General features: G+C 57.2%; 18 protein-coding genes. 6 read left to right on the top strand and 12 right to left on the bottom strand.

Going from position 1 to position 21,411, the window contains the following annotated elements; all coding sequences use genetic code 11:
- Window positions 1-244: 244 nt before the first annotated feature.
- Together RBB47_RS26795 and RBB47_RS26790 are read right to left on the bottom strand one after the other, a co-directional pair.
- The gene (locus tag RBB47_RS26795) at window positions 245-1,627 is read right to left on the bottom strand and encodes an HlyD family type I secretion periplasmic adaptor subunit (RefSeq protein ID WP_305988988.1); all 1,383 of its coding nucleotides are present in this window, start codon (window positions 1,625-1,627) and stop codon (window positions 245-247) included.
- A complete protein-coding gene (locus RBB47_RS26790; protein WP_305988987.1) occupies window positions 1,624-3,372 on the bottom strand; it encodes a type I secretion system permease/ATPase in 1,749 nt (582 codons plus the stop codon). Before RBB47_RS26790 ends, RBB47_RS26795 begins: the two co-directional genes overlap by 4 nt.
- Before the next feature lie 365 nt (window positions 3,373-3,737).
- Here RBB47_RS26790 and RBB47_RS26785 point away from each other — a divergent pair, with 365 nt between their 5' ends.
- Together RBB47_RS26785 and RBB47_RS26780 are read left to right on the top strand one after the other, a co-directional pair.
- Entirely contained in the window at window positions 3,738-4,250 is a 513-nt protein-coding gene (locus RBB47_RS26785) for a MarR family winged helix-turn-helix transcriptional regulator (protein WP_305988986.1), read from the top strand.
- 13 nt (window positions 4,251-4,263) lie between these two features.
- Window positions 4,264-5,523 carry a glycosyltransferase gene (locus RBB47_RS26780; protein ID WP_305988985.1) on the top strand — a complete coding sequence of 420 codons (1,260 nt, stop codon included), beginning with the start codon at window positions 4,264-4,266 and terminating at the stop codon, window positions 5,521-5,523.
- A 110-nt stretch (window positions 5,524-5,633) separates the two neighbouring features.
- Here RBB47_RS26780 and RBB47_RS26775 read toward each other — a convergent pair whose 3' ends face one another.
- Window positions 5,634-6,437 carry a hydrolase gene (locus RBB47_RS26775; protein WP_305988984.1) on the bottom strand — a complete coding sequence of 268 codons (804 nt, stop codon included), beginning with the start codon at window positions 6,435-6,437 and terminating at the stop codon, window positions 5,634-5,636.
- 16 nt (window positions 6,438-6,453) lie between these two features.
- A complete protein-coding gene (locus RBB47_RS26770) occupies window positions 6,454-6,894 on the bottom strand; it encodes a VOC family protein (protein ID WP_305988983.1) in 441 nt (146 codons plus the stop codon).
- A gap of 94 nt (window positions 6,895-6,988) precedes the next feature.
- Here RBB47_RS26770 and RBB47_RS26765 point away from each other — a divergent pair, with 94 nt between their 5' ends.
- On the top strand, window positions 6,989-7,882 hold the full coding sequence (locus RBB47_RS26765) for a LysR family transcriptional regulator (RefSeq protein ID WP_305988982.1): 894 nt from the start codon (window positions 6,989-6,991) through the stop codon (window positions 7,880-7,882).
- 21 nt (window positions 7,883-7,903) lie between these two features.
- Here RBB47_RS26765 and RBB47_RS26760 read toward each other — a convergent pair whose 3' ends face one another.
- Window positions 7,904-9,382 carry a PAS domain-containing methyl-accepting chemotaxis protein gene (locus RBB47_RS26760; RefSeq protein ID WP_305988981.1) on the bottom strand — a complete coding sequence of 493 codons (1,479 nt, stop codon included), beginning with the start codon at window positions 9,380-9,382 and terminating at the stop codon, window positions 7,904-7,906.
- A gap of 544 nt (window positions 9,383-9,926) precedes the next feature.
- Here RBB47_RS26760 and RBB47_RS26755 point away from each other — a divergent pair.
- Window positions 9,927-10,658, top strand: coding sequence for an NAD(P)-dependent oxidoreductase (locus RBB47_RS26755; RefSeq protein ID WP_305988980.1), 732 nt, complete (start codon window positions 9,927-9,929; stop codon window positions 10,656-10,658).
- A 222-nt stretch (window positions 10,659-10,880) separates the two neighbouring features.
- Window positions 10,881-11,639 carry an SDR family NAD(P)-dependent oxidoreductase gene (locus RBB47_RS26750; protein ID WP_305988979.1) on the top strand — a complete coding sequence of 253 codons (759 nt, stop codon included), beginning with the start codon at window positions 10,881-10,883 and terminating at the stop codon, window positions 11,637-11,639.
- Between the two features lie 210 nt (window positions 11,640-11,849).
- On the opposite strand, the gene RBB47_RS26745 is transcribed toward RBB47_RS26750, so the two are convergent.
- Window positions 11,850-12,986, bottom strand: a complete 1,137-nt coding sequence (locus tag RBB47_RS26745; protein WP_305988978.1) for an aromatic ring-hydroxylating dioxygenase subunit alpha — start codon at window positions 12,984-12,986, stop codon at window positions 11,850-11,852.
- A 91-nt stretch (window positions 12,987-13,077) separates the two neighbouring features.
- On the opposite strand from RBB47_RS26745, the gene RBB47_RS26740 reads away from it, so the two are divergent.
- On the top strand, window positions 13,078-13,662 hold the full coding sequence (locus RBB47_RS26740) for a TetR/AcrR family transcriptional regulator (RefSeq protein ID WP_305988977.1): 585 nt from the start codon (window positions 13,078-13,080) through the stop codon (window positions 13,660-13,662).
- A 70-nt stretch (window positions 13,663-13,732) separates the two neighbouring features.
- Here the strand turns inward: RBB47_RS26740 and RBB47_RS26735 are convergent, their stop codons facing one another.
- From RBB47_RS26735 to RBB47_RS26710, 6 genes are all read right to left on the bottom strand, one after another.
- Entirely contained in the window at window positions 13,733-15,709 is a 1,977-nt protein-coding gene (locus RBB47_RS26735) for a tyramine oxidase (RefSeq protein ID WP_305988976.1), read from the bottom strand.
- A 209-nt stretch (window positions 15,710-15,918) separates the two neighbouring features.
- Window positions 15,919-16,890, bottom strand: coding sequence for a helix-turn-helix domain-containing protein (locus tag RBB47_RS26730; protein ID WP_305988975.1), 972 nt, complete (start codon window positions 16,888-16,890; stop codon window positions 15,919-15,921).
- A 125-nt stretch (window positions 16,891-17,015) separates the two neighbouring features.
- Complete coding sequence (locus tag RBB47_RS26725) at window positions 17,016-18,959, bottom strand: 3-hydroxyacyl-CoA dehydrogenase NAD-binding domain-containing protein (RefSeq protein WP_305988974.1); 1,944 nt, start codon at window positions 18,957-18,959, stop codon at window positions 17,016-17,018.
- Window positions 18,960-18,980: 21 nt separating this feature from the next.
- On the bottom strand, window positions 18,981-19,682 hold the full coding sequence (locus RBB47_RS26720) for an ABC transporter ATP-binding protein (protein ID WP_305988973.1): 702 nt from the start codon (window positions 19,680-19,682) through the stop codon (window positions 18,981-18,983).
- A complete protein-coding gene (locus RBB47_RS26715) occupies window positions 19,669-20,454 on the bottom strand; it encodes an ABC transporter ATP-binding protein (protein WP_305988972.1) in 786 nt (261 codons plus the stop codon). Before RBB47_RS26715 ends, RBB47_RS26720 begins: the two co-directional genes overlap by 14 nt.
- The gene (locus RBB47_RS26710) at window positions 20,454-21,410 is read right to left on the bottom strand and encodes a branched-chain amino acid ABC transporter permease (protein ID WP_305988971.1); all 957 of its coding nucleotides are present in this window, start codon (window positions 21,408-21,410) and stop codon (window positions 20,454-20,456) included. Before RBB47_RS26710 ends, RBB47_RS26715 begins: the two co-directional genes overlap by 1 nt.
- Window position 21,411 lies beyond the last annotated feature (1 nt).

Genomic DNA, 21,411 nt, shown 5'->3' with positions numbered 1-21,411 from the left:
TCGAAATAAATTGCCTAAAACCGATATGCATACAAAAAGTTGTAAATCAGAAAAATACTATAATTTTCATATGCTTGTATCTGAGAAGGGTTTCTAACGACTAAACCGCCTTACACGCCTTGATTAGTAAATTTCGAAAAATGCTGCAGCAATGAGCAACCTGCACAAGATTTGGGATGCTGCACCGCACACAAGACACTGATCTTGAGTGAGACCGTAACTCCGCGCAACATCTCAGCAGCCATCAGTCTTCACGGAAGGCACGATCGAAGCTCGATGTAATTGGCTCGACCAGATACTCAATCGCCTTTCGCGCCCGTCGAACGATCAGGACTTCCGCCGGCATTCCCGGGTAAAGCGCAACAATCGGATTGCTCGCCAGCTCTTCGGGACTGACTTCTGCGCGCACGACATAATAGGCCAGCTGCGTTTGCTGATCGACGGTCTGGTCAGCGGCCACAAAGGTGACCCGCCCATCGAGCGGATGTACACTCCGCCTGTCATAGGCCGTCAGCCTTATCTTCGCCTCCGAACCGACCCGGACATGATCAATGTCCTGCAGGTTCATATTGACTTCCACAAGCAGCTTTTCATCCTGCGGGACAATATCCATGATTGGCTTGCTCGGCTCCACAACACTGCCGGGCGTGCGCATTTCAATGTTGTAGACGATCCCGCCCTGGGGCGCGTTGACCACGAGGCGGTCGAGCACGTCTCTGGCGGAAATGATCTGTTCGCTGGTAATGGTGAGTTCAAGCTGGGCCTCAAGGATCATGCTGGCGATTTCGCTCTGCAGCTCCTGTTCGGTCTGAAGCAAGGCGACTTCGGCCCCTTGCCTGGCTTTTTCGTACTGGGCCTTTTCCGCGACCAGTTCGCCGCCGTCACCAATCAGCTCGCTGAGTTCGAGCTGAACGTCGCTCAGGATTGCCTTTGAGGTGAACCCCTTTTTCTCCAGTCCGCTCAACGCCTCAACTCTTTCGTCCAGAAGGGTCTGGCGATGTTTGTTGGCCTTTATCTGGGCATCGGCTGCTTCAATCTGCGCGGTAAACTGCTCAATCTCCTTCTGCTGGAAGGCGACCTGCCCCTCGTAGACCTTGCGTCTCTTTTCGAAAAAGCGCTTCTCTGCGGCCATAACATCGGCAACTGTCTGCGCATCACTGGCGCGCAGTTCTGCCGGCATATCAATCGTGTCCGCAAGATCCCGCTCGGCACGCAAGCGGGCCAGCCTTGCGAGCAGGCTGATCCGCTTGCCTCGAAGCTGAGCCAGTTCCGCCCGCGCGCGCGTATCGTCAAGTTCCACAAGAGGCTGACCGGTTTCGACAAGATCGCCTTCCTGAACCAACAGCCGCCTGAGAATACCCCCTTCAAGATGGCTGATTGTCTTGCGCTTGCTATCGACAACGACCTTTCCGGTGGCGACAGCAGCGCTGTCAAGATCGGCCGTAAACCCCCACAACAGGAAACCGCCCATACCGAACACGACCGCGACGACCGCGGCGAGCAGCGGCGTCCGCAAGCTCGGCTCGCGTTCGCTTGCCGCATGCTCATGATGCTGCCAGAACGGCTTTTGCGCCAGATCCTTCGCCGGCCGCTGCACCGGTGTCTCGTTGTCCGGGAGCCTTGTCATGCGACCTCTCCGTTCGACGGTATCGCGCGATTTGCGGCAGGTGCAGGCAAACGCCTCGAAATGTTGCTGACGACTTCGGTCCGCTCGCCGAACTGGCTGATCCGTCCGTCTTCGAGTACCAGGATCTTGTCGGCGGCTTCCATGATCGCAGGCCGGTGGGCGATCACGATCACGATCGCACCATCTTCCTTGGCGCTGGATATCGCCCTGAGCAAGGCAACCTCGCCTTCCGTGTCGAGGTTGGCATTGGGTTCGTCCAGCACGAGCAACCGGGGCCGGCCGAACAGAGCACGCGCCAGCGCGACCCGCTGTTTCTGACCTCCGGACAAGGTAAACTTGGTGTCGCCGACCGGCGTATCATACCCGAGCGGCATCCGGCCGATCATCTCGTGGACGCCCGCACCCCGGGCCGCATCGATGACCATTTGCGGCTCTGCTTCATACATGCGCGCGATATTTTCACGCACGGTCCCGTCCAGAAGCGACACCGATTGCGGCAAGTAGCCGATCATGGCTCCGAAGGATGCGCGCTCCCACAGATAAACATTGTGCCCGTCCAGGAAGACGCCGCCGGTGGTCGGTTGCAGCACGCCGACAAGAAGTCGCGCAAGGGTCGACTTGCCTGCGGCAGACGGCCCGACCACGCCCAGGACGTCACCCGGCTCGAGCGTGAAGGAGATCCCCTTTATGATCGGCACCGGTGCGTTCGGAGCCGCAAAGACAAGCTTGTCGACCGTCAGCGGGCCCTGGCTCGGCGGTGTCGGGATTGTCTGCCGCGTCGACGAGTGCTTTTCCAATACGTCCCGCACCCGCCCCCAGGCCGTGAACGCGAACACCCATTGACGCCAGTTTTCCGTCATGTTGTCGAACGGCATCAGCAGCCGGCCGGTGATAATGCTGGCCGCGATCATCGTTCCGGCGGTTGCCTCTCCCTGTATGACAAGGTCAGCTCCGACCGCAAGAACGGCGATCTGCATACCCATTCTGAGGCTGCGGGTCAGGGCGTGGATCGCCTTGCCGCGCCGACTGCCATGCGCCATCAGTTCGCTGGCGTGTATCTGTTTCTTGCGCCAGCGCCGCGCCAATGCGGGCATCAGCCCCATTGCCTCAATCGTTTCGGCATGATGGAGCGTTGTCGCCATCGCCGCCACGTTTTCGATATTGGCCGTGTTCGCTTCTTTCAGAAGCGATCGGGTCGCCATGTCGGACACCAGATTGAGACCAATCAGGATAAATGCCGAGATGACGGCAAGGAGCCCGTAGAGCGGGTGCAGCAGAAACAGAACCGCGAGAAACAGAGGCACCCACAAGGCTTCCAATGGCGCACTGATGGCGTTGCTGGTCACGAAGGTGCGCAGATCGTTCAGATCCCTGAGAACCTCGGAGGCGAGACTGCCCCCCTTTTCCAGCGAGGACTTAACGCCGGCCTCAATCGCCGTCAGATTAAGCCGACGCACGAGCTCCGTGCCCATGACCTGGAAAATCTGACTGCGTATGAACTCCAGAATGCCATAGAGCGTCAAAGCCCCGGCGGCGATGATGACCAGCATGCTGAGCGTGTCGAGGCTTTGACTGCTCAACACCCGGTCATGCACTTGAAGCATGAACAGCGGCGCTGTGAGCTGCAGAAGCGTTATGAACCCGCTGAGCGCGGCGGCAGCCGCGAGCCCAGTTGCAAATGTTTTTCGAGCGTCCCTGACCAGCCGAGACGGGTCATTTACGGCCGCTTTTTCCCGCCCCTTCATAGGTCGCCCTTTGATGCTTCAACCGAAAGATGTGTTCGCACGTGCGAAAAAAATGAGTATTTGCCCAGAAAACGACACATGTTTTCCCTATGAATGCCCAATGACTATAGACTAAATTGGATGAAGTTTTGGATTTAATTGTGGCAAGCAATTGACTCCATGAAAAAAGTTAAAAGAATAAAAGAACGAACAAAAAAGAGCAAAGACAAGGAGCAACAATACGCTAAAATTGTTTCGAATTTAGTTCGAAACTTGGTGGGAGTAAGGGGCAAATGCACAAAATCTTCACTGATGCACCGCAGCAAATAAACGGACGAATTGACACCCCAAAACCAGAAGTTGAAGTCAATACGTATGATGTAGCAATGGAGCCGGACAGGAAAACGGAAATCAACCCCTACGCCCACGCGAACCATTTCGAACTCGTTCGTGTCATTGAACGCATGTACCGCCGCTATCTTGACCGATTGCGCGTGGACCTGATCAGGATCGGTGCGGACGACATATCGCCGTCCCACGCCATGTTGCTCTTTACAATCGGGGATGACGATTTGTCCGTGCGCGATCTGATGGATCGCGGCCACTATCTCGGCTCCAACGCCTCCTACAGCCTGAAGCAACTCGTTCAGTCGGGATATGTGGACCGGACCGCATCGGCCCGGGATCGGCGCTCAGCCCGCATCAGACTGACCGACAAGGGCAGGATGCTGTGCAAGGCCATCAAGGCTGCCGACGAAGTCAACCAGGCACAGATCGTCCGCAGCGAGCGCGACCGGATGGCGCTGGAGGAAACCTTCGCGCTGCTCCGGAAACTGGAAGTCATCTGGGCGACCGACATGCAGCAACGCAACGGTCCGTTGGACGGCAACGGCTTCTGACCGGAGGCTGCCCATGCATATTGTTTTCGTGCACCGGCGTGGGCCGGGGCAATTTGTCCATATTGCCCGGCGCCTCATTCAGGACGGCTGGACCGTCACACTGATCTGCGAGACCCTCGATAGACCCGTCCCCGGTCTAAGAGTGCTCAGATATGCAGATGGCACGGCAGCAGGCGGGCGCAACGGTCAGAACGACGGTTCGGTTCCCTATCTGGAAGCCGGCCGTCGCGTTGCGGACATTCTGGACCGGTTGGGGCGGAGCGGGAGAGCTCCCAGCCTCGTCATGGGCCACACCGCCTGGGGTGGCATGATGTTCGTGAAAGATGCCCTGCCGGATACGCCGATGATCGGCTTTTGCGAATATTACTTCCAGCCCGAAGGCGGTGACATCGGCTTCGCCCCTTCTGAAAAACGCACGCTGGAGCAGCGCCAAACACTGCGCCTGCGCAACGCCGTACAGCTTTCAACGCTTGACCAGATGGATTTCGGCATCAGCCCGACACAATGGCAGAAGAGCCGGTACCCTTCAGCCTACCAACCGAAGATCATCGCACAGCACGAGGGCATCGACACCAGCAGAGCCCGCCCCGATCCCCTCGCAACATTCCGCTTACCCGACGGTTCCCTTTTGACAGCCGGCGACCCCGTCGTGACATTTGCCGCCCGTGATCTGGAGCCCTATCGCGGATTTCCTCAATTCATGCGCGCCGCGGCCCTGGTTGCCAAGCGCAATCCCGACGTCCGGTTTGTGGTTGCCGGGGGTGACGGTGTCAGCTACGGAAGCGGACCGGGCGACGGAACGAGCTGGCGAAAGCACCTTCAGGACGAGAGTGACCTGCCACCGGAGCGGATTCATTTTCTGGGTCAGATCCCGCATGCGGATCTGGTGCGCCTGTTTCAGGTTTCCGCAGCCCATGTCTATCTGACCTATCCGTTCGTGCTGTCATGGTCGTTTCTGGAAGCCATGTCTTGCGGCGCGCCGATCTTGGCGTCCGATACCGATCCTGTCCGGGAGGTAATCAAACACGGCTACAATGGTCGGCTCGCAGACTTCTGGAATACCGAGAAAATCGCGGACGGCATCGAAGAGCTGCTTGCTGATCCGCCATATCTGGAAAAAATGCGCATCGAAGCCAGGAAAACGATCCTGGCACGGTTCGACCTCAACCGATGCTGTGCACAAACGGAGCGACTGATCACCAAACTGATTGGTGCACCTCCTCTCCGGCAACCTGCCTTTCAAAAACAAGCGGCATGGTCTGAAGCCGGCTAAAGACACCCGATGCCATCAAGAGCTGCCTTTGCCGTTTTGTGCTGAACGGGCTGCAGGGACGCTCATGTGCGCCCCTGCTGTCGAGAAATGTCCGGTTGACCTGCTCCGGTTCAGTTCCAACTTGCGTTCGGATCGACCTTGAACAGGTGTTCCATGAAGACGCGCATCACCTCCGGCAGTTTTGCCGTGCGCGCGTGATCGCGCTGGAACTCCGCCGGAACCACGTTCCAGGTGATCGGTTCCACACCGGCCTCAATCATCCGGCGCATGCCGTTGGCGTGGCTCATCTGTGAAAAACTGCCAACCGTGTCTTCCGGCACGAAGACCTCGTAGCCTTCACGCTCGGCCTCGATTGCCGGATAAGCGAGGCAGACATCTGTCCAAAGTCCGCCCATGATCAGGTTCTTGCGCCCCGTTGCTTCAATGGCCGCGACAAATTCCGGCTCTTCCCATGCGTTGACATTCGTGCGGTCGACAATCACGGCATCAGGGGCAAGCGCCCGCAGTTCCTCGATCATCGGGTCGTAGCCGCTGAGGCCTACTGCAACATGCGAGAAGATGATCGGCACATCGTAGATCACTGCAGTCTTGATCAGCCCCTTTGTGTTGTTGATGAGATCGTCGTGGTCGATGTTGTTGACGCCCTGCAGAATCGGCGGCTGGTAGTCGATCAGAATGAGAGCGCTGTTTTCCGGCGACAGGAACGGATCGTCGCCGACTGGCCGGCTGGGCGTGCCTTGATACCCTTGCGGATACTGACCGACACCGTCGACTGTCTTGATCTCTTCGTATGTTGAAAATCTGTCTAGTCGCAGCGATCTGAGCTCTTCCGGCAAGCGTTCAGCGGAAAAGCCCGGCGTCCCAAGGCAGGCGCCCAGCGCAAGGGCAGAGGCAAGTCGTGTGATTGTTCTCATCTCGATTTCCTTTCTCTTAGTCAGAAGACTGGTGAACGTGTTCGGCAATCAGTTCGGCAACTGAAGGACCCGGCCCGACAAGCTCCAGAACATTGCGGTCAGGATCGCGAACGAAGATCGTCTTCGTGCCGCGGAACTCCCGGCGCCCCGTGATGGCGATGCCGTTTTCAGTGACAAAGGATTCAGTTGCTTCGGCATCGCGGACTTTGACTGCCAGGTGCGTGATGCCGGGATACTTCACCGGCTCGTCCATCAGCACATTTTCACCGGCTCTCGCTGTCGCTGGTCCGAGTAGATTGATGTTGAGGCCGGACGGATGAAGCATCACGAGCGGATGGCCGGCATCGTAGCCACCGTCCGCGATCAGTTTGAATCCGAGAAGCTCATAAAAAGCGACGGATTTCTGCCGGTCGCTGACGCGAATGCCGATATGATCAAAGTTGCTGATGTCGAGCATGGGGGTCACCATTTCCTTTCGATGGAAAAGATGAGGCCCATCCACTGAGAACACTAGTATTGAAAAAATCACATAACCTGCTCATTATCGACACATGCCAAGTATCGATCGCATGAAGGAATTTCTGGCTGTGGTCAGCAGCGGTAGCATTTCTGCTGCCGCCCGCTCTCTCGCCCTGCCGAGAGCAACGCTCAGCAGACGGCTGTCAGGACTGGAAGCTGATCTGGGTGTCCGTCTGCTTCACCGGCGGACAACAAAACTGACGCTGACCGAAGCCGGTGAGGAACTCAGGCTAAGAGCGGGCAAGATCGTGGCCGATGCCGAGGCGGCCTGGTCGGCGGTCCAGCGCCTGGACGACACCCCTCGCGGTCTTTTAAGGGTTTCGCTTACCGGAGCTTTTTTCAAGCAGCTCTTTATCGACTTCCTGTGCGACTTTCCCGAAGTAAGGCTGGAAGTTCTGTCGACGACACGCCATGTCGACCTGATCGCGGAAGGTGTTGACGTTGCCATGCGCATAGGTCCGATCCGGGATCAGGACCTGATCACAAAGCGCATTCGTTCTGACCGCCTGCTGGCTGTCGCGACGCCTGCATATCTGGACTGGCGGGGTCGACCGGAAACACCGGACCAACTTGTTGATCACAACTGCATTGTCGGCTTTGCCGGCGACTGGTCGCCAAGCAAAACGTGGCCGCTTCTGGATGGCGGCACTGTCCCCGTCTCCGGACGACTTGCCGCCAACGAGCTTGATCTTGTGAAAGCCTCGGCACTTGAAGGTCACGGAATAGCCCTGCTGCCGACGGCTGTCGCAGCAAGAGAACTTGAAGCCGGTTTGCTGGTGCCCGTTCTCAGCGGGAGTGTCGGGGCCGAAATCCCGGTCAGCCTGGTTTATGCAGACCGGGAATTCATCGATCCGAAAGTACGCATCTTTGTCGACCGCGCCGCGGACGTAATGCGACGGGAAATGCCCGAACCCTTCAGTTTATAACCCTGCCGAAGAGTTCGTTGATTACATCAGCGATTGCGATGCTTCCCTCACACTGTTGGTCGCTCCGTCAAGCTGGGCCGCTGCCGCGGAAATCGTCTGCAGATTGGTCGTGACCAGTTCCACACCCTGAGCAGCCGATTGCATGTTCTGCGAGATGTCGTTTGTCACAGCGGTCTGCTCTTCAACGGCGGTGGAGATGCTGGTGGCAATCTCGGCAATGTTCTTGATCACGCCCATGATCGAAGTGATCGCCTCGACCGCCCGTTCGGTCGTGTCCTGAACAGAACTGACCTGCGTTGAGATTTCTTCCGTTGCCTTGCTGGTCTGCGAAGCAAGGCTCTTCACCTCCGAGGCCACGACCGCAAACCCCTTCCCGGCTTCGCCGGCACGGGCTGCCTCGATCGTTGCGTTGAGTGCCAGAAGGTTGGTCTGATCGGCGATGCCGTCGATCAGTTCGATAACGGATCCGATGGTCTTTGCGTCTTCCGAAAGGCCGGACATGATCTCGCTGGACCGCTCCGCTTCGCCCTGCGCGTTGTTGGAGACTTCGAGCGCCACCTGAACTTGACGGCTGATTTCCTGGATTGAGGCAACAAGTTCCTCCGAGGCTGCGGCAACGGTCTGGACGCTCGAAGACGTCTGCTCGGATGCCGAGGCCGACTCGCTCGCCTGATGCGCTGTTTCAGAGATGGATTGTGCCATCTCCGACAGATCGGTATCGATCGTCGATTGAACCTTTCTGCGGCGCTGACGCTCCAGAACCTGCTCAGTGATATCGCTCGCGAACTTCACCACTTTGAACGGGCGCCCTGCCGCATCCATGATCGGATTGTAGGTCGCCTGGATCCAGATTTCGCGCCCGCCCTTGGCGACCCGCTTGAACTCATCCGCCTTGAACTCACCCCGTGCCAACTCCTCCCAGAAGCGGCGGTATTCGTCGCTCTCCCGGTAGTCCGCTTCAACGAACATGCTGTGGTGCTGGCCTCTTATCTCGTCGATCGAATACCCGACCGCACCAAGGAAGTTCTCGTTGGCGTCGAGGATCGTTCCGTCGAGCTCGAAATGAATGACTGCCTGCGACCGGTTGAGCGCGTCGACCTGACCTTCAAAATCGGCGCTGCGCCGTTTGCGCTCGGTGATGTCGGAAGCAATTTTCACGACCTTCACGACTTTGCCGGCGGCGTTCACCACCGGATTGTAGGACGCCTGGATCCAGACCTCATTGCCCTGCTTGTCAAAGCGCAGAAATTCCTCTGCCTTGAATTCGCCACTTGCGAGCTCATTCCAGAAGTCACTGTATTCGCGGCTGTTGCCATAGTCCGGATCGACAAAAAGCCGGTGGTGCTGACCCTTGATTTCTTCCAGCGTATAGCCCATTGCGCCAAGGAAGTTGGCATTTGCATCGAGGATGCGCCCGTCGGGCGTGAATTCGATCATGGCCTGCGAGCGGCTGAACGCCTCGACCATGGCTTTCCAGGGATTACGGAACAAAACAGTCATTCTCTCACCCTCAATTGGGACCGAATATTCAACTTTGACTAAATTACCAAACGTTAAGTAAAAAATTTATTGATCCAACCAAGTTCTGATTTCGTATGTCGATATTTTTTGCATCAAAATCAACTAAAAGAATGCATCAACAAAAATACAACCAATAGATATACACAATAAATCGATATTTATACGTATGCAGTTTGCGCAAACTACCTGTCTAGGTATGATCTTGTCCGAATCAGAAACAATGACGTTTGATTTTTCCTTCGAAAAATTGGCATGCCGACACAAGAATTGACAAATACCGACGCGGCATAGCTGTTTGTCGCCGCACTCCGCGCTGTTACCCAAAGACTAAGGCGTGTACTCATAAATGAGCGAGTGTCGATGACCCTTTTCGGCGGAACCTCCGAAGACGATAAATCAACCGCGCAGAGCCGCATTGCGGACAAACTTGCCGAAAGGCTCGCTCAACTGAAAGTCAGCTTTCCATTGGCCCCTGACCGCTCTAGGACTGGTAGCCGTGCCGAAGCAGTAGGATTAGAGAACTATGAAGAAGGTCTTGGTAACTGGTTCATCCGGTCGGATCGGTCAGGCATTTTTTGCCGCATATCAGGAGCATTGTGAGTTTTTTCTGACTGACATGAAGAAACCCGCGCAACCGGTTCCCGGCACGCATCGCTTCGTGCAATCCGATCTTTCTGATGCCAAAGCCGCAGACGCATTGTGCCAAGGCATGGACGCCGTTGTGCATCTTGCTGGCATACCCGATCCAGACGCAGAGTTTGCCGCAGTGCTACCAGCCAACATCTTGGCGACAACGTATTTGATTGAAGCCGCTCGTAACGCGAAGGTCGGTCGCTTCGTCTATGCCAGCAGCGCGCAAACGATCGAAGGATATCCTGTAGACCGACAGATCGTGCCGGGGATGGCCGTTGCTCCGGCCAATCTTTACGGTGTCTCAAAGTGTTACGGGGAGGCCTTGTGCTCGCTTTATGCAACACAGCACGGCATGTCCTGTGTTTCCCTGCGAATAGGGGCGTTCGAGCCTGCTGACGGCCCCCCGCTTGAAACCAAGCGCGATCTCAGCGCATGGCTTAGCCATCGCGATGCAACTCACTTGATTGATCGAGCGATCCAGGCTGAGATCAACGGGAACTTTATTGCACACGGCATTTCCAACAACCGGTTCAAGCGACTTGACCTGACCGAAACCTGTAAAGTTCTGGGGTATACGCCGGAGGACGATGCGTTTTCGACATTCCCGATACCCTCCTCTTGAACCCGACATTCGTGAAGCTTGCGGCTTTAGGAAAGTGGCTCACAGCGGATACTCGCGGCGACGCGCATTTGTGGGCTTGAGATTGTGACGCCTTGGATGCCAGCTCTGCGGACAGAGCAATACTTCATCCAGAGCTGGACCAACTCATTTGTGCTATTCGAATTAATCAGGACGAATAAAATCCGACATTTGGTGTGAGAGTTGCTGGTGGAGGATCGAAAGTTGGAAATTTCAGGAAGCGTCGCCTTAGTAAGTGGAGGCAGTGGTGGACTTGGTAGTGAGATCTGTAGGCTTCTCGCCCGCAATGGAAGCAGAGTGGTTGTCGGTTACCGCAATGGATCCGACCGCGCGGAAGCAGTCTGCGCAAGCATCAAAAGCCAAGGCGGCAAGGCATACGTAGAACGTTTCGATCTCACTGATCCTTCTTCTGTACATACCTGCATTGACAAAATAGTTCGCGAGTTTGGTGGGCTGGACATATTGGTGAACAACGCCGGCATGGCCTCTGGCGGGTACAACGTACCAAATGGTGATCTGGACGCATTTACCCCAGAGATTTGGACAGAAATGCTGAAGGTGAACTTAAGTGGTCCATATTATCTAACCAGAGCGGCCGCTCCTCATCTGCGAGCGTCAAATTGGGGCAGAGTGGTAAATCTCTCATCTACAATTGGGCATGGGGATTGGGGTGCAGCTGCTGCCTACGCACCAAGCAAGGCTGCTGTCGTACCTCTCACTAGGTTTCTGTCTGCAGCCTTGGCTCCCGAAATCACGGTCAATTGCGTATCTCCTGGTTTGATGGAGGGGACGCAAATGTCTGGCGGGGCTCCTGATGAGTATGTTGCTAAGTGGCGGGATCGATCGCTTTTGGGAACAACAACCTCAATTGACGACGTTGCACAGCAGGTGCTGCTGTTTTGTAAGAGCCCTACAATCACTGGACAGACTGTCGTGATCGACGGCGGTATTCACCTAAACTAGTGTCTGCTTCGAGCTCTAAACGATCGGTCGACGCATCGCTACGCGATATGCGAAATACGCATCCAGCCTCCTTGCTTTCGTAATGCTCGCTGCCATCCGACTATGGCCAGGCGTTAATGAGTACACGGCCCGGGCAAGCGCAGCCGCCGACGAAGAATTAAGTGAATGTTCCGAGCCAGAAGCCCAAACCTGAAAGTCAGATTCAGGTGGCTAGCGCAGCTGTGCTTCGACGATTTCATTGAACCGGTGCAACGCACCTTCATAGCGTCCGAATGTCAGTTCCGAATTGGCACCGCTTTCCAACCCGGCCTGCACCGCTTCATTGATGGCAAAATCCTCAGCCAACGTGACTGAGGTTATTTTGTGGTTCCGGCGCCAGTGATCAGCCATGTCGTCCGTGATTTGCGACCTGGGTGCAAGCGTCGTCATCCGGATCTCCGTTTCCCCGGCGGCCAACGGGTGCAACTGGATCCATGCAACGTGATCCTGCATCAGCAAGAACTGGTTGGTTGGAAAGACGGTATAAAGCACATTCGCATGATCCCGAATGGACCAGCCGCTATCTGATCCGGTTTCCAGCTCCGTGACCGATATGCGCGGCAGGATGGAGCGCATGTGGGGTCCGAGCATCTCGTAACTCGACAGATTGTCCAGGAAGTGCGGACCGATCGTTTCCTTGTGTGCGACCTTGAAATGATAGGCCTCTATGCCGCCTTCGACCAGCAGCTTCCAGTTCGCTGCGTGGACAATGGTATCGCTTGCCGCAATGCCCAGGTCCGCCATCTCCAGCCAGGCGAAATCTTTCGCGATCGGGTCCAGATGGACATCGAAATCCGGCCGCGCATCCACGTTTGCAACGAGCCAAACCAGGCCGACCCGTTCAGTCGCCGGCAAGCGTTTGAGCGCGTGGGCGGCGCGGTCAAGGCCGGGAAATCCCGGCTTCTCATGCGGAACTCCGCGTAGCTCACCAGAGCTGTTCCAGGTCCAGGCATGATAGGGACAGCTGAAAGCATGTTTGCAGCCGTCCGTCTCATCGACAAGACGTGCGCCCCGATGACGGCACACGTTCAAGAATGCATTGACTTTCCCTTCTCTATCCCGGGTGAGCAGCATTGGTAGGCCGCTGATGCGCCTGGTGAGAAAACTCCCCTTTTCAGGCAACTCGCTTGAATGCGCAGCGATGACAGGGACAGAACGGAAGACTGACTTCATTTCCGCGTCAAAGCGGCCGCTGGACGAATAGCGACTTACCGGTGACGATTGAACGGCCTCATCTAGAAAGAAATGTCCGTTTTCTTTCAATCCTTTAAGCTCTTCAAGAAGTGCAATTTCCAGTTCCCGGTCCACAATCACCTCCATCGACGCAGCTTTAAACTTACCACTTGGTAAGTCATACTTGACAACTGGTAAGTCGTCAATCCGGTGATAGAATGTCGCCATGACCTTGCAAACCGATTCTCCGAAGCAGAAGTTCATCGACACAGCGCTGCGGCTGTTTTCCGATCGCGGGTTTTACGGCGCCTCGCTTGCAGACGTTGCCGCCGAACTCGGACTGACGAAGCAGTCGATCCTTTATCATTTCAAGACCAAGGAAGCGCTCTACGGCGCAGTCCTCGCCGACGTCGCACAAAGGTTCGACACAATCATTGATGAGGTCCTGCAGCAGGATCATAGAGGGGAGAAAAAGCTGCATGTCTTTCTGGAAAGACTGTTTGAGCATGCGCGGCTCGCACCTTATGACGGACGTCTGATCGCCAGAGAGCTTCTCGACAATCTGGATCGCGTTGAAAGCAGCAGGAAGTGGTATCTGAAGACCTTTCTCGACAAGAGTGTCAGTCTTCTGGCAGAGGTTCCTAGATGGCGCTATCGCACCGAGGCGGAACAGACCGCGGCAACCTATCAACTGATTGGCGCGGTCAGCTATTTCACGATCTCAGAACCGACGCTGGAAGCGATATGGGGAACCCAAAAACTGGAAGACACCAGAAACGTCTTCATTTCGACGTTGCTTTTGCGCCTTTAGGCACACGGTCCGGACTTTAGGGCAAGGATCCTGGGATAAGGACCGGGGCGCAACCGCCCCGGCCGTGCATTCACTTTCGAAGTGTCATTGCCGGATTATGGGCAAAGAAGTTGAACGGCATGATGTGAACGGTCTTCCATTCCGTTGACATGACCGGCCAGTCTTCCATGCGCGGAATGTGATGGAAGCCTGCGGTAAACCAGGACACGACATCCTGCCCCATCAACGGCCGGTCTTCCTTGACCCATTCCGCCAGCGTGTCGGACCCGTCGCTTTGCATGGCGTATTTCCCGCCCGCGTAGCGCTGCTCAGGATCATGGACCGTCGTCCAGGAGGAGTATTCAATATAGGCGTTGCGCTTGAACGGCGGATCGTTTTCGAAATCGAACGGACCATAGGCAATCGACCCGTGATGGATCATCCATCCCGGCGTCTGCCCGAGGTACCCTTCCCGCGCCGGGTTGGAAATGTGCACATGTTTCGGCTTCGTCGCGCTGAAACGGTAACGCGCATCCAGCTCGCTGTCGGGCATGACGTGCCTCCAGGTCCACATCGACTTGCGCGGATGATCCGGATCGACGTCGGCAGGCACAATCTCCATCGTCCCCATGTGGTTCACCGGCTGATCAATGTCGAAATCGATCCTGAAGTTGAAATAGTGATCGTGATTGGCAGCCACCAGGTTCGGAGCGATCAGGGTGCCATACCTTGTGTCTTCCGCAGCCGTCGCATCGTTCATGGACGTGGAAGCAACACCCTTGACCGCATCAAGGCCGGTCGCCCCGATCTTGATGAAGATCTGTCCGTCCTGTTTCAGGCGATAGTCGATCAGATAGTCGTAGTTTCCGACTTCCGACGCAGTCCTGATAACCAGCTCGGTTTCAGGCCGACCTTCCGCCGGAACGAACTGGTCCGGCGTTTGCGCGAAAATCTCGAAATGCCGCCAGGCAGGATCACCGATGTTACGTTCAAAGATGCAGATCGCATCGGGGATCTCGAGCGGGTTCCCCTCATCGTCAGCAATGACCGCCGGCAGGAAAGTTGCGTAGTCCGGACAGTCGACACCGGCAGTGAGGGGCGTCAGGAACAGGCCGAAACCATATTCACCGCTATCCATGTATGTGCGCCAGTACCAGCCCTCGGTCGGGTCCATGTATGGCACGAACACTTCCGACAGGTGCATCTGGTAGATAACCGACCGCCAGGTGCCCTGGTCATTCGCATCGAGATTTGAGATCACCAGGCCCGGCCGCTTGTCAATACGGTAATTGAAGCGCCAGATGTCCCATTCCACGTGGCTCCCGTCGATCTTGTAGTTCGGGCCGCCTTCCTGCTTGAGCAGGACCTTGTTCGTTTCCGGGCGCAGCGGCAAGCGTTGGGCAACTTCTTCTTCCGTGTAGCCCCATGCGTCCTGCGGCAGCGGCACAACGCCCGTATCGACCACCTCCACGACTTCCTGCTTGCCGATGTCATAAAGGGCAAAAAGGCCTTCGATCGGCTTGGCGTAGAAATTGGACCCGGTCGGGTTTTGATAGCAGGGCACCTTCATCAAACGCGAAGTCTCGAACTCCGGCGTGAAGAAATTGCCGGCGGTGAGCGGAAGACAAAACACGTCGGCGGGCGTCAGGCCACGCGCATCGAGACCTGCCGCCATGTCGGGATGCCCAAGGGCGCCTTCCAGGGCCCCCATGAATTCGGCAAAGAGCACCATCGGCTGACCGGACCCTTCAATCGGATCATTGCTCTCCACAGTCCCCTGGGTGATGTTCACGATCGCTTCGCTGAAACCATCGCCGGTCGTGAATTGAACCATGGCTTTCCGGTCGAGCGCATCGCCTTCTTTCCAGGACAGTACGTCGGCCTTGGCCGGCTCCTTCAACTCGATCAGCGGAAACAGCGTTTCGTCCGTGGCCGTACCGCTGTCTTTCATGATCTGGTTGATCTTCTGGTATTCCTCGGCCGTCAGCCCGTCCAGCGGGTGCGCAAGGGCACTGGCCGCAAAGCCGGTGACGAGCGCTGTCGAGACCAGGATCTTTGTAATGTTCATGAACCCTCTCCGGTTTCTCTTTTCTTGCTCTGAATTTGGTCGTCTTGTTCAGAGCCCGAAACCGGAGCGATGAAAACACCGTCTGTCTGCAGAACACGAAACATCCTCCCGGATCGTTCCTGCACGGGGTTTCAGCGACCGGTTCCCTCATAGCAAAAGATACCTGAAGGGTCGCGCCAATCTTGGGCCAGGGCGCCAAAGGGATTGGATCAGAGCGACACTTTCTTGCGGAGGTCGCCGGGCGGCATGCCAAACCGGTCGCGGAAGGCCCGGTAGAAATAAGAAAGGTCGTTGAAACCGCTTTCATAGGCAACGGCAGCGATCGTGTTGCGTCCGGAGCCCTCTTCCGCCGAATTTAGCCTGGCCCGTGCCGTATCCAGCCGGACCGCCAAAAGCCGCTTTCCAACCGTCTCGCCCAGTGCCCCGAATTGCCTTTGCAGTGTTCGCGGAGAAACCTGGAGCAGTTCGGCCAGCCTCTGAGGCCCAAAATCGGCATCCATCGCATGGCGGTCGATCAGGCAAAGAGCCCGCGACAGAACTCCGTTCGAAGCCCGATCCCTGAGCGAGTCCTGGTGTTCGACGCTGCGGAAATAGGCACCGAGAATACTGAGGAAAGCTTCGCCATGGTGCGGGGCAACGCTGATATCGTCGGAAAAGATTTTGGTCAGGACCGCGCGCATCGCGAGAAACAGGGGGTCGGTCCGGTCGATCGCGATGCCCCCGGTGCAGATGCCGCCAAACCGGTGCAGCATTTCGGCGCGCGGAAGGTGGATCGACACCTGACGGGCGTCCGCACCGTTGTAGACGAATTCGGAACTGTGCGCGCTGTCGACGAGATACATGTCGCCTGGCGTCAGCTCGACCGAGGTCTCATTCTGGTGGATCCAGCAATTGCCCTTGTCCTGGATCAGTAAGAAGAGATGCTCGCCCGGATCTCGCCTGATCATGTTCCTGTCTCTCAGGACACGCTTCGCGTTCAGCGAAACGATCGCGGTTTGAAACCGCGACACGCTGATGGTCGAAACATCGCCATTTACCCGGCCAGAGGAAACGTCCCGGGGTTCAATCTCAAAGTCGCCGCACACATTGCGGATGTCCGACCTCAGTTGCTCAACCGGCTGCGAGCGGGCCCGCGTCCGCACCAGGGGAGACTTCGCAAGATCGACGTGTTCAGGCCTCATTCGACCGACCGGCTCGCTGCAATGACTGATCTCAGAAAGATTAGACACACCATCTCCTCCGGTAAAGTGCAGCGTCGCCGATTGAGCCGCTGCTGCGCCACAATGAAAACGCGCTCGGTTTCGATTCAGGATCGCAGCCGCTGATCCTTCCAGAACATCGGCCCGCCCTTCCAGCGCGGAAAACCGTAGCCGTGGATCTCAACAAGATCGATATCGGATGCACTATGCGCGACGCCTTCGGTTAAGATCACCTCGCCTTCCGCTGCCAAGGCCCTGACGAGACGTTCAGAGATCTCTTCCGGGTCCAGCTGCGGCCCGTTTGTCACTTGAGCGGCGAGAAGGTCTGACACAGCGCTCGAGGGACGCGGCGTCCTGTCTCCGTCGGCGTAGTCATACCAACCCCCTCCGGATTTCTGTCCCTTGCGCCCTGAACGCACCAGAATGTCACCAAGGGTTTCAGGGATTTCCGCACCTTCGGCACGTGCGCCTTCCCGTTGCAGAAACGCTATGTCCAGCCCGCCGAGGTCCTGCGCTTCGAAGGGGCCCATCTTGAAACCGAAACCGCGCATCGCCGCATCGATATCGGCAATGGCAATACCCTCGCGCACAAGAGTTTCAGCTTCCGCGCGATAGCGTTTTAGGATCCGATTGCCGATGAAGCCTTCGCAGATGCCGGCCCGGACCGGAACTTTGCCAAGTTGTTTGCCAAGCGCAAAGCCGCTCGCGAGAACGTCGTCGGCCGTTTCAGGGACAGGGACAATCTCCAGGAGCTTCATGACATTGGCCGGGCTGAAAAAATGCAGCCCCAGAAAACGGGAACTGTCCTTGAGCGCCGAGGAGATCTCCCGGGGATCCAGATAAGACGTGTTGGTTGCAAGAATGGCGTCCGACCGGCAATGCCTGTCCAGATTTTTAAAGACGTCGCGCTTGACCGAAATCTCCTCAAACACAGCCTCGATCACGAGATCGCACTCACCGAGATCGGCATAATCCGTCGATCCGGACAAGGCACTCATGAGCGTTTCCTTGCCCTCTTCCGACAACTTGCCGCGCTTGATGGCACCTGCAAACGTCCGCTCGACAGACTGCCTTCCGCGCGCCAGCGCCTCATCGTCGCGCTCGATCAAGACGACATTAAGCCCGGCAGACAAGCAAGACGACGCAATTCCCGCACCCATCGTTCCGCCACCGACAATCCCTACCCGGGCAACCGGTCGTGGCTTCGTGTCTTTGACAAACGCCGGGCGCGGTGCAGCGCGCTCTGCGAAAAAAACTGCCCGAAGTGCAGCCGCCTCATCCGACGCGCGCAGGTCAAGAAAGATCTGCCGTTCGTACGCCATCGCCTCATCGAAAGAGTGGCGTGAGGCAAATCGGATCGAGTCCAGGGCCGATAACGGTGCCTGATAACCCGCCCTCGCTGCTTGTTTCTTTGCCTTTTCCCAGAAGGCTTCGTCCCTGGTTTCGACAGGCCTTGCCGACACCGGCTGGGGCAGCGGATGGTTCAAGGCCTCCAGCGCAAAGGCAATTGCGCCTTCCAGAAGTTCGCCATCGATCACCTTGTCGATCACGCCGCTCTGCAACGCTTGATGTGCCGAAACCGGCTTTCCGCTCGTTGCGAATTCGACAGCCGCTTCAACACCGGCGAGGCGCGGTGTCCGCACCGTGCCCGAGGCTCCGGGAATAATGCCGAGAGTGACTTCGGGAAGACCCACTTTTGCTGACCGGTCCGCAACCCGGAAACGACAGCCCATGGCTATCTCAAAACCGCCGCCAAGCGCGGCCCCGTGAATGGCAGCGACCCAGGGTTTCTTTGCCTGTTCCAGCCGCGTAACTACGTCCGGCAGATGCGGTCCGACGGGTGGTTTGCCGAATTCGCGCACATCCGCACCAGCAATGAAGGTTCTGCCCGCGCAGGTGAGGACAACGGCAGCCACACCGGTATCCTCATCCAGCTGATCCGCGAGAGCAACCAATCCCTTGCGCACCTCTTCGGAGACAGCGTTCACCGGCGGATTGTCGAGTGTGACGACGGCGATCTCACCTTGGTATCTGACGGACAGAACGGACATTTTTTCCAAGGTCCTCAATGCTCAAATACCGAGATAGGCTTCGCGCACGCGCGGGTCGGCAATCAACTCGGCCGCTGCGCCGGCGAGCGTGATCCGGCCGGTTTCCATGACGTAGCCACGGTCAGCGATCTTCAGGGCACCGAACGCGTTCTGTTCGACCAGGAGAACCGTAACCTCCCGCTCCCTGAGCGATTTGACGACGTCGAAAATCTGCGCCACCAAAAGCGGTGCAAGTCCCATGGAGGGTTCGTCGAGCAGAAGGCAATGGGGACGCCCCATGAGCGCGCGAGCGATCGCCAGCATCTGTTGCTGACCACCCGAAAGCCCACCGGCGGCAAGATTTCGTTTCTCCTTCAGGATCGGGAACATCTGGAAAGCATCTTCCATATCCTTGTCGACCCGTTCGTCTGTAAAGAGGAAGGCCCCGAGACGCAGGTTTTCCTCCACCGAGAGATTGGTGAAGATCTGACGGCCTTCCGGTGACTGCGACAGTCCCCGTTTCAGGCGCTTGAAGGCCGGAACGCTGGTCAGGGCATCACCGCGAAACCGGATGTCTCCACCCGTTGAAGGCTGCGTTCCCGACAGGCATTTGAGCAGTGTCGTCTTGCCCGCACCATTGGCTCCAACGACGGTGACGATCTCCTTTGATGATACGTTGAGATCGATACCGTGCAGCACTTCGATATGGCCGTAGGCCGACCGCAGTCCCTCAACCGAGAGCATGAGCAGGCTCCTCTTCCTCCGTGCCGAGATAGGCGGCAATGACATCAGGATTTTTCGAAACCGCCTCCGGCGTTCCTTCGGCAATTTTCTCGCCGTGGTCGAGAACAACGATGTGGTTCGAGATCCGCATCACCATTTTCATGTCGTGCTCCACCAGAAGAATGGCGATACCGGACTGGGCGAGAGTGGCGATCAGATCGTCAATTTCTTCAGTTTCAACCGCGTTGCACCCGGCAGCCGGTTCGTCGAGCAGAAGCACGCGCGGTCCAACCGCCAGAGCGCGCGCGATTTCTAGACGCTTCAGGGCTCCGTAGGACAGGTTGCCCGCTTCCTCCTCGGCAGCATTGGTCAGCCGGACCTTTTCCAGAAATGCAAAAGCCTTGTCCCGGACCTCAGCCGACCGGCGGCGTGCGGAAGGAAGTGAAAAGAGATCGGCCCAGATCGACGGCCGCTCGCTCAGGTGAAACCCGGCGACAACGTTCTCCAGAACCGTCATCTCCTGAAAGATCTGAAGGTTCTGAAATGTGCGGGTCAGGCCCTTTGCGGCTAGTAGATGCGGTGCCTGCGCAGTCACGTCTTCGCCGTCCAGCTTCGCCTCACCGTCACTCGGCAGATAGACACCGGAGATCATGTTGAAGAGTGTTGTCTTACCGGCGCCGTTCGGTCCGATCACCGAGACGATTTCCCCCGGCTTGACCGAAAAGCTGACATCGTTGACCGCACGCAGACCGCCAAAACTGATGCCGAGACCTTTGACTTCGAGAATGGTCATCACACACCCCTCCACCGCACCCGAGCGGCAATCGACGGCAGTAGCCCAAGCGGCAAGAAAATCATCACGAGGATCATCACAAAGCCGAGCACAAGCTGCTCATAGTCGGCAAAGACGGTGAGAATCTGGGGCAGCAGCGTCAGGATCGCCGCGCCGAAGGTGGCTCCGAGCACGGACCCGACACCACCGAGAACAGCCATGGTCACCATCTCGACCGAATGCATGAAGCCGGCCACGTCAGGTGTGATGAAGCCGTTTTGGAGCGCAAGCAGCGACCCGGCCACGGAGGCATAAACGGCGGACAGCACAAAGGCCTGCAGCTTGAACCTGGCGACATCGATACCGACGGTCTTTGCAGCGGTTTCGGACCCGTGAAGTGCCCGCATCGCGCGGCCCGTGGCGCTTTGATAGAGATTGAGCGCGATCCAGATGGAAACGAGCAGCACCACCGCATTGACGATGTACCAGAACTCGCCACCGGAAAGGCGCAGCCCCATGTCGCGCAGGAGCGGACGCAGGCCAAGCCCCGGTACGGAAATCCCGTCCGGTCCACCGGTCAGCCCCCGTTCGTTGGAGAGGATCATCGACACCAGAATGCCGAAGCCAAGGGTTGCGACCGCGAGATAATAGCCCTTCAGGCGCAGGATCGGGCGACCGATCAAAAGCGCGAGGACACCTGAGATTCCAGCACCGAGAAGAACAGCGAGTGCCGGATGCAGCCCGAGATGGACCGGTGCCAACGCACAGGAATAGGCGCCGATCCCGGCAAAACCCGCGTGACCGAGACTGATCTGGCCGGCATACCCGATCAGGATGACCAGACCGACGACCGAGAGCGCGTTCACGAAAATCAGCGCACCGACGCGGTAATAGTATCCGGACGGAAAGAAGAACGGCAGAACCAGCATGATGATCGCGAGGACCGCAAGCTGGATCCATTTGCTTTTGCCAGTCATG

Origin of the sequence: Roseibium sp. MMSF_3544 (assembly GCF_030732845.1) — a bacterium.
Lineage (GTDB): Bacteria > Pseudomonadota > Alphaproteobacteria > Rhizobiales > Stappiaceae > Roseibium.
This window is presented reverse-complemented; position numbering and strand designations above follow the sequence as displayed.